The organism is Aquirufa esocilacus (genome assembly GCF_042715595.1).
In the GTDB taxonomy this organism is placed as follows: domain Bacteria; phylum Bacteroidota; class Bacteroidia; order Cytophagales; family Spirosomataceae; genus Aquirufa; species Aquirufa esocilacus.
Genome location: NZ_JBBKXX010000002.1, coordinates 312,075 through 325,096 on the forward strand (window position 1 = coordinate 312,075; position 13,022 = coordinate 325,096).

The 13,022-nt window shown below is 44.6% G+C and carries 13 protein-coding genes; 7 read left to right on the plus strand and 6 right to left on the minus strand.

The genetic code is table 11. The features are described 5' to 3' along the window. Nucleotides 1-9: 9 nt before the first annotated feature. The 5 genes from SKC37_RS06855 to SKC37_RS06875 form a co-directional block, all read right to left on the minus strand. Complete coding sequence (locus SKC37_RS06855; RefSeq protein WP_377980762.1) at nt 10-783, minus strand: hypothetical protein; 774 nt, start codon at nt 781-783, stop codon at nt 10-12. A 106-nt stretch (nt 784-889) separates the two neighbouring features. Continuing rightward, nucleotides 890-1,879, minus strand: a complete 990-nt coding sequence (locus tag SKC37_RS06860; RefSeq protein WP_377980763.1) for an SO2930 family diheme c-type cytochrome — start codon at nt 1,877-1,879, stop codon at nt 890-892. After that, nucleotides 1,879-3,066, minus strand: a complete 1,188-nt coding sequence (locus SKC37_RS06865) for a parallel beta-helix domain-containing protein (protein WP_377980764.1) — start codon at nt 3,064-3,066, stop codon at nt 1,879-1,881. The genes SKC37_RS06860 and SKC37_RS06865 overlap by 1 nt, the downstream gene beginning before the upstream one ends. A 6-nt stretch (nt 3,067-3,072) precedes the next feature. Further along, entirely contained in the window at nt 3,073-3,369 is a 297-nt protein-coding gene (locus SKC37_RS06870) for a Dabb family protein (protein ID WP_377980765.1), read from the minus strand. Then, the gene (locus tag SKC37_RS06875) at nt 3,369-3,821 is read right to left on the minus strand and encodes a DinB family protein (protein WP_377980766.1); all 453 of its coding nucleotides are present in this window, start codon (nt 3,819-3,821) and stop codon (nt 3,369-3,371) included. Before SKC37_RS06875 ends, SKC37_RS06870 begins: the two co-directional genes overlap by 1 nt. A gap of 88 nt (nt 3,822-3,909) precedes the next feature. Here SKC37_RS06875 and SKC37_RS06880 point away from each other — a divergent pair, with 88 nt between their 5' ends. The 6 genes from SKC37_RS06880 (at nt 3,910) to SKC37_RS06905 (ending at nt 8,923) form a co-directional block, all read left to right on the plus strand. Beyond that, nucleotides 3,910-4,419 carry a DUF3237 domain-containing protein gene (locus SKC37_RS06880; protein WP_377980767.1) on the plus strand — a complete coding sequence of 170 codons (510 nt, stop codon included), beginning with the start codon at nt 3,910-3,912 and terminating at the stop codon, nt 4,417-4,419. A gap of 5 nt (nt 4,420-4,424) precedes the next feature. Then, nucleotides 4,425-5,597 carry an MFS transporter gene (locus SKC37_RS06885; protein WP_377980768.1) on the plus strand — a complete coding sequence of 391 codons (1,173 nt, stop codon included), beginning with the start codon at nt 4,425-4,427 and terminating at the stop codon, nt 5,595-5,597. Further along, nucleotides 5,597-6,658, plus strand: a complete 1,062-nt coding sequence (gene serC / locus SKC37_RS06890) for a 3-phosphoserine/phosphohydroxythreonine transaminase (RefSeq protein WP_377980769.1) — start codon at nt 5,597-5,599, stop codon at nt 6,656-6,658. Before SKC37_RS06885 ends, serC begins: the two co-directional genes overlap by 1 nt. After that, complete coding sequence (locus SKC37_RS06895) at nt 6,655-7,893, plus strand: flavin-dependent oxidoreductase (protein ID WP_377980770.1); 1,239 nt, start codon at nt 6,655-6,657, stop codon at nt 7,891-7,893. Before serC ends, SKC37_RS06895 begins: the two co-directional genes overlap by 4 nt. A 4-nt stretch (nt 7,894-7,897) precedes the next feature. After that, nucleotides 7,898-8,281: a Dabb family protein gene (locus tag SKC37_RS06900; protein ID WP_377980771.1), complete on the plus strand. Its 384-nt coding sequence runs from the start codon at nt 7,898-7,900 to the stop codon at nt 8,279-8,281. A gap of 114 nt (nt 8,282-8,395) precedes the next feature. Next, nucleotides 8,396-8,923, plus strand: a complete 528-nt coding sequence (locus tag SKC37_RS06905; RefSeq protein ID WP_377980772.1) for a nuclear transport factor 2 family protein — start codon at nt 8,396-8,398, stop codon at nt 8,921-8,923. Nucleotides 8,924-8,963: 40 nt separating this feature from the next. Here the strand turns inward: SKC37_RS06905 and SKC37_RS06910 are convergent, their stop codons facing one another. Further along, nucleotides 8,964-9,419 (minus strand): hypothetical protein, encoded by a 456-nt coding sequence (locus tag SKC37_RS06910; RefSeq protein ID WP_377980773.1) that lies wholly within the window; start codon nt 9,417-9,419, stop codon nt 8,964-8,966. A gap of 107 nt (nt 9,420-9,526) precedes the next feature. Here SKC37_RS06910 and SKC37_RS06915 point away from each other — a divergent pair, with 107 nt between their 5' ends. Beyond that, complete coding sequence (locus SKC37_RS06915) at nt 9,527-13,021, plus strand: family 78 glycoside hydrolase catalytic domain (RefSeq protein WP_377980774.1); 3,495 nt, start codon at nt 9,527-9,529, stop codon at nt 13,019-13,021. Nucleotide 13,022: the final 1 nt, after the last annotated feature.

Genomic DNA, 13,022 nt, shown 5'->3' on the forward strand with positions numbered 1-13,022 from the left:
TGTGTGTGTTTATTTAGTAGAAACGGCAACAGTGGTGATCATTGTGCCTGTCATTTGACGTTGTGATGGAATTTGTTTCATAAATGCCTCCGGGCTAATTCCTAATGCTTTCGGAATTGCAGCGGCATAACTTTCCATTGCTTCGTCCAATTTTGATAATTTTTCCAAACTTTGGATCGTGATATAATTCGCTGAAACTTCATCTGAAGAAGGGTAGAGCGTTTTGTAAAGAGACCAACCTGAAATATTTCCTATTTCAACTCTCGCCTCATGAACTTTCAAAACTTTTGCTTCAAATGCCTCATAAGCTGCTGCATCCCCCACTTTCATCATATCAAAAATTAAGAAATGACTTTTATTTGTTCCTTTAGCTGTACCGTTCACTCTTTTACCAATGGATTGACGGATAATGGTTTGGGTTTTGTTTGTAGCTGCAGATAATTTTGCGAAACCTGGATCTGCCTTTAACATGTCTGCAAATAATTCCATAGGATACGTATGTAACTTATCAAGATCTGTACCTCCATTCACGGTCATATAATCAAAATCAATACCCTCTGACTTAATACCATTGTAGGGAACATACATCATCCAATCAGAGATAATTCCTGCGGTTTTGCGTGCTTGGTGAATAGGCAACCATTGCTTTTCATTTGCGATAGCATCATCAATCGTTTTGCCTGGTTGTAATTTGTGAAACGCTACGATCGTGTAGCGATTTTGTGCGAAAGTCGCTGCAGATACCAGCAGGACTAAGGCTAGAGAGGTGAGTAGTTTTTTCATTTCTTTTAAGGTTATGTTTCCTCAAACCTAGAAACATTACCATTAAAAGAAATTACATCACTATTATCATTTGTTCCAAAATCCGTAAACGGAACAAATTCCTACCCTACTCCAACGATTGAATCCAAGTGCGGACTAATTCAACTCCCTCGTGATGAGTGAGTTGCCTGCCTAATTCTGGCATCATTACACCAGGGTCACGGGAAGCCATACGGTAGTGTAAAATGCTCTGTTCCGGCTTGCCAGGTACGATGTCATAACTCAGATTTCCAGAACCGCGGCCGGCAGCAACAGGGGATTTTAGAAAACCATAAGCGGTGCGATCTTTCGAATCCCAAGTTAAATAAAGGCCGGAAGAGCGGGCTGGGCCGGTGGGATTATGGCAGTGGGCACAATTGATATCGAGGTAGGCTTTTACGCGATCATCGAGCGAGGCAGCTGTGTTCGAATAGTTGACGAGGGCGGGAATGTGGTCTTTTGGCAAGCCCTTTAGGATGCCCGCCGTCTCCCAATGTTGCAATTGTTGGCCATCGTTTAGTTGGCGAACGGAGGGTCCGATGGGCGTCATTTCCCCTGATCTTTCGTGGCAACCCTTGCATTGGTTCATATTAGGCACCTGGTATTCGAAAGACTGTTTCATGCCGGATGCGTCTGTCCACACAACCATATCACTTCCGCCAGCTACTTCTAGCGTGGCATCGGTTTGTTCTTTGTTCCAAATATAGGGTAATGCCACCCAGCCTTTTGCTTCGTGCAATAAAACGCGGGTTTCCATCAAGCGACGCCCTTTCTTCGGGTTGCGTTCGTCGATGGGATAATAGAAGGTTTTGACGATGGCCGTGCCCACGGGGAATTGCAAAACGGAATCCGGATTATAGGCAACGGATTGGCCATCCGGGAGCTTGATGAAACGTAGTTTCGAGGCGTAGTCAGAAAATAAGGGGGAATTTAGGGCGTAGGGAACGACGCCATCAGCGGGGATTTGGTCCTTTAAGGTGCCTTTGAAAAAACCGTAATCAGACAGGTTTTCTCTGTAATTAGTTTCCGCCGAAATTAGGCCAATAAACGCCAACAACAAAACGCCTAGTATCCTCATTAGAACTTAATAGATTTCACGTGTTCTAAATCGCAATCAAACAAATCTTTCCCTTGCTTTAAACCTTTGAAATTATGCTCGGCATCGAGGAGCGCGGTGCTTTGATTCACATTATCGCGCACACAAATGGAATAGTCTAACGGATATTTCCCATCTGGACCCACTTTCGCTGGATTCAAAATCCCATCATAAACGACCGACGGAACGTGGCGACCAAAACGTAAAACGAAGCGGTACATTTTACCAAAACGGCTATCTGCAGGTACCCGTCTCGGTTTACGTTCAAAGGTATTGTGGTGAATCGAAACCGCCGTAGGATAGGGATCGTAATCCTTATCTTTGATGGCATTTTCTGTCATATAATACGAGATAACCGCGACACCGATTGTGGCATTATTGATGATTTGGTTCTCAAAAAACTCAACATTACTCGCCGCTAACACCATCATCCCAGTACCTTTAGGCACATTCCCTACAATATTTCCCTTAGGGGCAAAGTTCTTCAAATTATTATCCTTCACCAGGTTGTGGTGGACGCGAACGTGGCCACCCTTCTTTTGGACTAAATCAGGTAAATCAAACACCAAAATTCCGCCCGTATTCCCGATCGCTTTGTTGTTGTATACGTCCGCATAGAGAGAGTTTTCGATCTCGATACCCGCCACATTTTCATAGGCCTCCGAATTGCGTACAATGATATGTTTAGATTGCCCCACATAAATACCGGCGTCCGAAGCCCCGATTGCGATACACGAATCGATCAACACGTTCTCGCATAAGACAGGATAAAGAGCATAAGAGCCATTTGTAGCCTTAGGTCCACCCGTCCAAGCGGCCTTCAGGCGGCGAAACGTGATCCCTTTTACCTGCATGGTCTTGATCAAATCCCCTTTAGAATCCTCTGTCGTCATATCTTCGATAATGATGTTCTCACAGTTAGAGACTCTGATACCCTCGGCGCCTTGGTTTTGACCTTTAAAGCTTAAAATGGTTTTATCGATGCCCTTGCCGCGTAAGATAATGTTCTTTTTACCCTCTAATGACAAGGTTTTGGTTAGCTGAAAACGACCCGCCTCGATCTCAATCGTAGAACCATTTTCGGCTAAAATCAATCGTTTCTGTAAGTTTTTCTCGAAATCAGCTTGACCTAAAGCAGAAAAACAAAGGAATAAAAAGAGGTATTTCATAGCTGCTTACATTAATTGTTCTGTATCAATTTCCATAAAATCCTCCACCAACGGAATGAAAAATTCCTGCACAAAAGCGTCGTGTTGAGGATGAATCGAATAGGCTTGGTAAATTTCATTACTAGCAAACTCCATAGAGAAGCCGTACTTGAACTTGTTTTTAGAGCTGGTTTGTCGAGAGACTTCCATTTTTTCTACGCCCGAAATTTCCTCTAAGGCTTTTAAGGCAACAAAGAATTCGTGCTTCTGTGATTCGGAAACCGTTGCTTTGAAATTAAAAATACCTGCGTGTCGTAAACTCATTATTTCCCGTATTTATTGATTATGGCTATTTGTCCCGCATGATAAGCGGTATGAGAGACAATTCTACCCAATGCCTCCGCTTTTGTTTTCGTCCCAAACTCTTTTGTGGTAATTACCTCAGACCAAACCGTGTCCGCTTGAGCCTGTAAAGTGCTGTGCAATACCTCAAACGATGACTCCACATAAGCTAACAAGGTGGGCAAATCTGTCCATTCTCCCGTATCGTGGCCAGATATGACCGTTTTAGCAGAAACTTGAACGGCCGCATTTCCGAATACATTCTTCGAGAATAACAACTCCACATCCCCTATATGGCGAATCAAGAATCCAATCGAATTAGGCGAATCCCCTAATTTCTTCCTTAGATCCGCCGAACTCAAGTTTTTCAGTTGATTCGAAAATCGTGTGCGAGCCTCGACCCATTGTGCGACAAAATGCGCGGTTGTTTCCATGGTGTAATATAGTGATTTCGTCGAATTCATGAGTAATTTATTAGTAAAAAGCACCTTTATCAAGTAAATTGAGGCAAATTCTAAACCTATGAAAAAAGTACTCTTCCTAATCCTTATGAGCATTACTATATCCCAGGCCCAAACCGCGCCTGCTCTCGAATATTTCTGTGACTTAAAAGTAAAATTAAATCCGGCCCTCATTGTAGGGGAAACTCCCCATGGCACACGCCGTATTATTCCCATCATAGGAGGAACTGTAGAGGGCCCTAAAATCAAGGGTGAAATCTTAAATGGGGGCGCAGATTGGCAAGTTTTACGGGCGGATGGAGTCACTGAATTAGAGGCCCATTATCAATTTAAAACGGATGATGGCACCTTAATTTACGTCAAAAATACAGGCATACGCGCTGCTACCCCTGAAATTGCCGCACGATTAGCTAAGGGCGAAAAGGTAGATGCGAATGAATATTATTTCCGGGCAACTCCGAAGTTCGAAGCGCCTAAAGGCAAATACGATTGGGTAAACAATAGTCTTTTCGTGTGTACAGGTGAACGCTTGCCGGATTACGTGTTGATTCGTGTTTGGAAAGTAATGTAATCCTTATGAAAGCGATACAAGTCCTGATAATTTTGATCTGTTTTCTGTGCAACATGCTCGATGGCATGGATGTGCTGATCATTTCATATACGGCTCCGGCGATAGCGAAAGCTTGGAGTATTTCCCCAGCGAATTTGGGGATTGTGTTTAGTTCCGGCCTCGTCGGTATGACGGTGGGGGCGATTTTTTTAGCTCCGTTGGCGGATCGTTTTGGGCGGAAGCCGTTGATGATTCTGGCTGCTGTGATTATGGGATCGTGCATTTATTTAACTTCCTATGCGACAGATGTAAACATTTTAATGATCTACCGCTTTATCAGTGGGCTGGGAATCGGAACGATGATGGCGAGTACGGCGGCAATTACAGCGGAATATGCACCTGCATCCACGCGCGATTTTTGGGTGAGTTCTGTGGTGGCGGGTTATCCCGTAGGTGCTGTGTTAACCGGCATTTCTTCCGCGAAAATTATCGCGGAAAGCGGCTGGGAGCACTTATTTGAATTAGCGGGTATGGCGACTTTTTTAGTAATCCCTATCTTGTTTTTCTTCCTGAAAGAATCGGATGAATTTAAGGCCAAAGCCAAGCCAGAAGACGCTAAAATTAGCGCACTATTTACACCTGATTTTAAGTGGAGTACCTGGCAGCTTTGGAGTGCCTTGTTCCTTTCCTTTACTACCCTGTATTTCTTGATGAACTGGATTCCGAAATTAGCCTCTAATGCCGGCCTATCGATGGAATTAGCCATTTATTCAGGTACCATCTTTAATCTGGGAGCCATCGTGGGTATTCCGATACAAGGTTATTTTTCCACCCGTTTTGGATTGAAAAAATCGATTGGAGTGTTGTTATTAATTACGGCGGTTTTGCTGGAGATTTTTGGGCAGTTTTCTGGATCTAATTTGATCCTCGTGGTCTTGTTTTTCCTCGGCTTCGGGGTGCAAGGTAGCTTCGTAGGCTTGTATGCGGTGGCTGCAAGAATGTATCCGACCGCCATTCGTTCAACCGGTATTGGTTGGGCCATCGGTATGGGTCGTTTGGGCGGTATTTTAGGCCCTATCTTAGGTGGCATTTTAGTGGGTCTAGGTTTAGGCATGGCAGATAGCTTCTTATTCTTTGCTTTACCGTCTTTACTCGCCGGAATTATTACCCTAAAAATTAGTTCCAAAACTATTTCGTAATGCGCAAACACAATTTCTTTCCTGGCCCTGCGACACTTCCCTTGGAGGTTATTCAAGAGGCAGCGGCTGGTCTTTTGGACTATAACTCGATGGGCGTTTCTATCGCTGAAATAAGCCATCGTTCACCCATTTTCACGGATTTATTAGACGAGGCAAATGCGCTCGTGAAAAAACTCTATCGCCTTTCGGATGATTGGGCTGTGCTTTGGTTACCCGGAGGGGCATCTAGTCAGCTGACCGTGGCACCGATGAATCTGACAGAACCCCAGGATAAGATTGCATTTGTAGACACGGGATTTTGGGCGGGACGTGCAATCGAGGCGGCAGCGAATGAGGCCAATGCCTTCTTTTTAGCTTCTTCGAAAGACACGAACTTTGACCGAATCCCTAAAATCACAGACGTTCAAGGTGCACGTTATTTACACGTCGTTTCGAATGAAACCATCGACGGAACGCAATACCACGATTTTCCGGAAGTCGATGTTCCTTTAGTCGCAGATATGACCTCTGATTTCTTGTCGAGACCCTTACCGATGGAGAAATTTGGGGTGATTTTCGCGTCTGCGCAGAAGAATTTTGGGATTGCGGGGATTACCTGTGTACTGGTGAATAAGGCCGTTTTACCGGAGAAAAATAGCCGCAAGGTTCCTAAGATATTTGATTATCATACGCACATCGCAGAAAATTCACTTTACCATACCATCCCGACTTATCCGGTTTATGTGGCGCTATTAATGCTTCGGTATATTGATAAACGAGGTGGACTAGCGGAAATACAACGTTTGAGTCAGCAAAAATCAGCCCTGATTTACAACGAAATCGACCGAAACCCGCTGCTGAAAGGCATCGTGGCTACGGAAGATCGCTCGGTGATGAACGCTTGCTTTACGAGTCAATCGCCTGAAATGGATCAGAAGATTAACTTGTTTTTAGAGCAAAATGACATAGTGGGAATTAAAGGTTTTCCTACCAAAGGAGGATTTAGAGCCTCCATCTATAACGGACAACCGCTAGCCAGCGTAGCTCATTTAGTGGATTTATTACAAAACTTGCCCCTATGAAAATAATCATCGCTGGTGGTGGAATTGGAGGTTTAGTGACCGCGATGCGTTTGCACCAGGCCGGGTTTGAAGTGAAGGTTTTCGAATCTGTAGGGGAGGTAAAACCGCTTGGAGTAGGAATTAATTTGTTACCTCATGCCGTGCGCGTTTTGACAAATATTGGATTGTTACCCAAAGTCTCAGCCATTGCGGTCGAGACTAAAGAATTAATTTATGCGAACCGTTTTGGGCAGTTTTTCTGGTCAGAACCGCGGGGAAAATTTGCCGGATATCGCTGGCCACAGTTTTCGATTCACCGCGGGAAATTCCAAGTAATGCTTTGGGAAGAAACCCTAAAAACCATCGGTGCGGAGAACTTGAAAACGAATTGCCATTTACATTCTTTTGAAGAAAAGGGGGACAAAATCACGGCCACATTTATCAACAAGGAAACGGGGCAGATCATAGCGGAAGAAGAGGGAGATATCTTGTTAGGTGCCGACGGAATCAATTCCGTTTTGCGTCAAAAATTATACCCCAACGAGGGAGGAGTCGTGTTTTCAGGCAATATCCTATACCGTGGAACGGCTAAGATAAAGCCTTATAAATCAGGCTCTTCCATGGCTATGATTGGGTCCAACAAGCAGAAAATGGTCATCTATCCCATAGGCGAACCGGACGCAGAGGGGAACCAAGTCATCAACTGGGTAGCAAACGTTCGCGAGCCGGATGGGGCAAAAATCACCGTGCGCGATTGGAATCGCAAAGTAGAAAAAGGGCCCTTATTAGCGCTTTACAAAGACTGGAAATTTGACTGGATTGATGTGCCGAAGATGATAGAAAAAACAGATGGCGGCATCTTTGAATTCCCCATGTCAGATAGAAATCCATTGGACAAATGGTCTTTCTCGCGCGTCACTTTATTAGGAGATGCGGCGCACCCGATGTACCCCATCGGATCGAATGGCGCATCGCAGGCGATTTTAGATGCGGACGCTTTGGCCTTAGCTTTATTAGCAGAAAAAGACATCATTCAAGCACTCGTTAATTACGACAAAGAACGCGTACCTGCCACGGCAAAAGTGGTCTTACAAAATCGCCAAAAAGGACCCGATTTCATTATGGATTTAATGGAAGAGCGTTTCCCTGATGGCTTTAGTGAAGACGAAATTCCGCACGAAGAACTAGCTCAAATTATGAATCAATATAAACAAGTAGCGGGTTTTGACATCCAAAGCCTCAACGCAAAAACGTAGAACTATGAAAAGACGACACTTTATTGCCTCGGCTGGCTTATTAGCGAGCACAGGTGTATCAGCTAAAGCAGCTGCGAAAAAGCCCTTATTACACCACGTATTTTTTTGGCTAAACAACCCTGCTTCCGAAGAGGATAAGCAGCAATTAATCAAAGGCTTAAAAGCGTTAAAAGGCATTCCATCCATCAAGGAAATCCACATCGGAACATTAGCTTCCACCGAAAAACGCGAAGTAGTGGATACGAGCTGGGATGTGTCAGAATTGATGTTCTTCGATGACGAAGCAGGCCAAAAAGTATACCAAGATCACCCTATCCACGTCGATTTCGTAAAGAATTATGCACACTTGTGGAAAAAAGTACTGGTCTATGATTCGGTTGATGCGTAGCTAAATTTGTTCCCAAATCCGTAAACGGAACAAAAGTGCCCCCACGTACTGACTTTGTATGATAAAATATCCCCTTTCTTTGGCAAAATTATTCACCCATTAAAAACCAAAGAAATGAAAAAAATCATTCTATTATTTGTACTAGCGGGAAGCATTTTCGCTTGTTCTAAAAAAGAGGACGGTGGAGCAGCATCTGCAAGCACTTCAACTGATCCTTCCGCAGTTTTAGCTGGAGTTGTTATCGATACTTCCGCTAACGTAGGTTTAGTGATGAAGGCAATTCGTGCGATTGAATCAGGTGATTCTGCGGCTTACCGTGCAACATATGCGCCAGATGTCGTATTTCACGACAATTTAGATTCCATGGGTCTTAATGAAAATATGACCATGTTTAAAACGATGGCAGAAAAAGGCATTAAGTTAAAAGTCGAGATGGGGCCAGTTTGGGAAAATCAATTCGATAAGCCTTCTAAGAAAAAAGGCTATACAAACTATGTCATGAGTAAGAGTACCTTTATCTTCACAAGAGGTGAAAAGCAAACGAAAATGGTCATTTTCGCAGTAGATGCGATCAAAGATGGCAAGCAAGTCGAAGAATGGTTACACTATGACAGAAGTGCTTTTGTTGAAATTTCAAAATAATTGATTTGTTGCAGCGTCCTGCGGACGCTGCAACATTTTTTTACTTCATTTCGCCGTACGGAATGGTGTTTACATACAGCGATAATTCCTTCGCTGCTTCTTTAAAAAGAATCCAACGTTCTTGATTCGCTAATAGCATAATAGAGATGTTATCCGTTTTCTCGTCTTTCGAGATATAATAATCTTTGCGCGTCTCACTATAGTAAGCTGACTTGTCTTCATTAGTCGTCTCTCGTGTTCTATTCAATAAATCATTGTTAAATCGGCGGAATTTTTCAGGGGTATCTAGGGTTAATGTAAACCAAAGATCCCTTGTACTCATAAAGGCCAAAGTCACCTCAAAGTGCTCTTTCCCGTCGTCTGTGGTCACTTTAGAATAGTTGACTTTGCAATTTCCATTGATGATACGGGCTTGAATTAGTTCTGTTTTCGGTTGTGCAAACGCGCTAAGTGTGAACACTAATAACAGGGTGAAGCTGAGTGTTAATTTTTTCATAGGGGTTTTATTATACGGCAAGGTAATAAAAATATTCGGCCGTCCTACTCACCCCTAGGACACCGGCGTCGGTTTCTTTTCGTACATTCGAATGAAACCTATTGAATATGAAAAAGTCGATCCTTGCATCCGCGCTATTTGTGCTTTCTTTTGTGGCACAAGCGCAATTCTCCCTACAAAACTTACAAGTAGAATACCAAAAGGCTCCACTCGGACTTGATGAAGCTCATCCCCGCTTTTCTTGGCAGATGAATTCTACTGCTCGCAATGCAAAACAATCAGCCTATCGAATTGTGGTGCAAGACGAAAGTGGACGCGCAGTTTGGGATTCTAAAAAGCAAAGCACGGACATCTCCTTAGGCATTCCATATGCTGGAGAAGCCCTACAAGCGAAAACGGCGTATCGCTGGACGCTGGAGGTTTGGGATTCCGCCAAAAAGAAATCGACACAGAACTCCCACTTCGAAACAGGCCTGATGAATCCGGGTTTTGATGCTTGGAAAGGAGCGGAATGGATCGGATCCAATGACCTGACATTCTATTCGCACTATTTATCCGTCTATAAGTTTCAATATGGGGTCCAAATCGATCAAGGAACGAAGGCGAGCTTTGTTTTTGGGGCAAATGACCCGCGATTACAAAACCGCAATCTGAATATTCAAGACGTGGCTAGCGGTCCTAATCAATCCTATATTAAGCTGGAATTAGATATTTCCGGGCTAACAAAAACCGATTCTGGCCAAGCTTCTTTCCACATTTACCGGGTAGGTTACGATAAAAAAGACCAGGAAGATCAACCGTTCAAAAGCTTTCCCATTCCTTTAGCTCTCATCAATGCAGCGAATCAATCTCAAAAACATACGGTGTTTGCGGAATGCAATTTTGGGGTGTTTGATTTTTACATCGATCAAGTAGACAAGGAACACAAGATTAATCCGACGGACAAAAATGCGAATATTTTTGCGCCCTCCGGCGTGAACCTTAACCCCATCGGTTTAGGCAATAATTTCATCAGTTTCCCCATGCTTTCGGAGATTGGATTTGCCACTGGAACTGGACATTCTGCCCGTTTCTCGGATGTGATTATTCGAAATTTTAGACTCCCTTCGAATCCGCTATTTGAGGCTTCTCAAAATCCAGGATTATGGAAAGAGCTCCCTTTTGATGGTAAGGCATTTAGCGTTTCCGGGAAATTCAGTGTGGCTAATCCAAGTCGCAATGCCGCACCGATGTTGCGCACAGAATTCGCTTCGGCAAAGGGGAAAACAATCAAAAGCGCCCGCATTTATGCAACGGCACGCGGCATTTATGAACTATACTTAAACGGCAAACGCGTTGGTGACGAGTTCTTCAATCCCGGTTTAACCCAATATAATAAGACGCATACCTACCAGGTTTTCGACGTGACGGCGCTGCTAAACAAAGGCCAAAATGCCTGGGGAGCGTGGTTAAGTGAGGGCTGGTGGAGCGGAAATATAACCTATAGTGGTGATAATTGGAATTATTTTGGTGATCGCCAATCCCTTGTAGCCACACTCGAAATTCGCTATACGGACGGGACGGAGCAGGTCATTCGGACGAATCCTTCGACCTGGAAATCATTCAGCGATGGCCCCATCCGCGTGGGAAGTTTCTTCCAAGGTGAAGTATATGATGCTCAGAAAAACGCAGCGATCGCAGGCTGGTCATCTACTCATTTCGATGATAAAAACTGGTCTCCAGCCACAAAAATCAGCTTAGAGGGAACAAGTTTCGCACTCGATTACCAAGGAATGAAGTTAGTGAATCACCTCGATGATCGTGTGACGGTGCAACAAGTGCTGCAGGCGAAATCAATAAATGAACCTAGAAAAGGCGTCTATGTCTATGATATGGGCCAAAACATGGTCGGATTTCCTAAAATCTTCATCAAAAACGGAAAGCCTGGACAGGTCATCACGATGCGTTTTGCCGAAGTTTTATACCCCGATTTAGCGGAATATGCCGGCCAAAAAGGGATGATTATGCTCGAGAATATCCGAGCGGCCTTAGCACAAGATATCCACATTTTGAAAGGCGGAGACGAATATATTCAACCGCGTTTTACGTTCCACGGCTACCGCTATGTAGAAATTACGGGAGTAGAAACAGCTCTTGAATTGCCTCAAGTAGCCGGAATCGTGCTTTCCTCCGTAAAAAACATTAGTTCCTCTTACGAAACTTCGGACCCAATGGTCAACAAATTATGGTCTAACATCACCTGGTCGATGCGCTCGAATTTCTTATCAATTCCGACGGACACCCCGGCGAGAAACGAGCGGATGGGCTGGAGCGGGGACATCAATGTCTTCTCTAAAACCGCGACGATGATGGCACCGGTAAACAATTTCATGCGCCGTCACTTGCTAGGCATGCGTGATGTGCAACGTGCCGATGGCCGGTTCACGGATGTGGCGCCGATGGGCGGCGGTTTTGGCGGAACCTTGTGGGGCAGCGCAGGAATCGTGATTCCGTGGGAAACCTATTTACAATATGGCGATAAGGCGATGCTGGCGGAGCATTATCCCGCGATGAAACGCTATATGACTTTCCTCGATTCGAAAGTCAAAGATGGCATTTTGAACGAGGGTCCACTAGGCGACTGGCTCAGTCCGGAGGGCAATAAAAATGACAATACCCTCTTCTGGATGGCCTACCAAGCGGCAGATTTAGCGATTGTTTCGAAAGCTGCCCGCGTTTTAGGTTTAACGGCAGAGGCAGATCAGTATTTGGCCCAAAGCGAAGCCAAAAAAGTCGATTTCAACGCGATTTACGTTGATAAAGCGACACATAAAACCATCAAATCTGGTGTAAAAACCGGCTTTATGGGCGCTCCAAACGACCGTGTCAGCACAGAGTCCACTGACAAAGGCCAGCTGATGGATACGCAGGCGTCTTATGCGATTCCTTTGGCATTAAACGTATTCAATGCTCAGAATACACCACGAGCGATCGAACATTTAGTTACAACCGTCACTAGATCGAACAAAGACGACCAAGGCGAAGTTCGTCCGCCCTTCTCCTTGATGACCGGATTCATCGGAACGGCCTCTATCTCAGAAGCACTTTCCGCGAATGGCAAACACGACATCGCCTACGGCCTATTGACTACGAAAACCTACCCCTCTTGGTTGTATTCGGTGGCAAATGGGGCGACGAGTATTTGGGAAAGACTGAACTCGTATACCATCGAAAACGGCTTCGGTGGGAACAACAGCATGAACTCCTTTAACCACTATTCGTTCGGGGCAGTGGCAGCGTGGATGTATACGCATTCGCTTGGAATTCAGCGTGACGAAACATCTCCAGGATACAAGCATTTCATATTGCAGCCTACTCCGGATCCTACGGGTAACATTACATTTGCCAAAGGCCACCTAGAAACCATGTACGGTAATATCAAAAGCGAGTGGTCGAAACAGGGAAATAAAACAACTTATCGTTTCTCTATACCGGCGAATACCTCCGCTCAGGTGAAATTACCTAAGGGCAAAATCGTAAATGTGGCAGTGAAAACAAACACCAACGCCGATCGAATTAGCTTCGAGCTAGGCGCTGGTGTGTATGAGTTTGTGGTGGAGTAGG

Bases quoted from the DNA above. Each gene is read 5' to 3' on its own strand.
- SKC37_RS06855 (WP_377980762.1), bottom strand. From the start codon at position 783: ATGAAAAAACTACTCACCTCTCTAGCCTTAGTCCTGCTGGTATCTGCA.
- SKC37_RS06860 (WP_377980763.1), bottom strand. From the start codon at position 1,879: ATGAGGATACTAGGCGTTTTGTTGTTGGCGTTTATTGGCCTAATTTCG.
- SKC37_RS06865 (WP_377980764.1), bottom strand. From the start codon at position 3,066: ATGAAATACCTCTTTTTATTCCTTTGTTTTTCTGCTTTAGGTCAAGCT.
- SKC37_RS06870 (WP_377980765.1), bottom strand. From the start codon at position 3,369: ATGAGTTTACGACACGCAGGTATTTTTAATTTCAAAGCAACGGTTTCC.
- SKC37_RS06875 (WP_377980766.1), bottom strand. From the start codon at position 3,821: ATGGAAACAACCGCGCATTTTGTCGCACAATGGGTCGAGGCTCGCACA.
- SKC37_RS06880 (WP_377980767.1), top strand. From the start codon at position 3,910: ATGAAAAAAGTACTCTTCCTAATCCTTATGAGCATTACTATATCCCAG.
- SKC37_RS06885 (WP_377980768.1), top strand. From the start codon at position 4,425: ATGAAAGCGATACAAGTCCTGATAATTTTGATCTGTTTTCTGTGCAAC.
- serC (WP_377980769.1), top strand. From the start codon at position 5,597: ATGCGCAAACACAATTTCTTTCCTGGCCCTGCGACACTTCCCTTGGAG.
- SKC37_RS06895 (WP_377980770.1), top strand. From the start codon at position 6,655: ATGAAAATAATCATCGCTGGTGGTGGAATTGGAGGTTTAGTGACCGCG.
- SKC37_RS06900 (WP_377980771.1), top strand. From the start codon at position 7,898: ATGAAAAGACGACACTTTATTGCCTCGGCTGGCTTATTAGCGAGCACA.
- SKC37_RS06905 (WP_377980772.1), top strand. From the start codon at position 8,396: ATGAAAAAAATCATTCTATTATTTGTACTAGCGGGAAGCATTTTCGCT.
- SKC37_RS06910 (WP_377980773.1), bottom strand. From the start codon at position 9,419: ATGAAAAAATTAACACTCAGCTTCACCCTGTTATTAGTGTTCACACTT.
- SKC37_RS06915 (WP_377980774.1), top strand. From the start codon at position 9,527: ATGAAAAAGTCGATCCTTGCATCCGCGCTATTTGTGCTTTCTTTTGTG.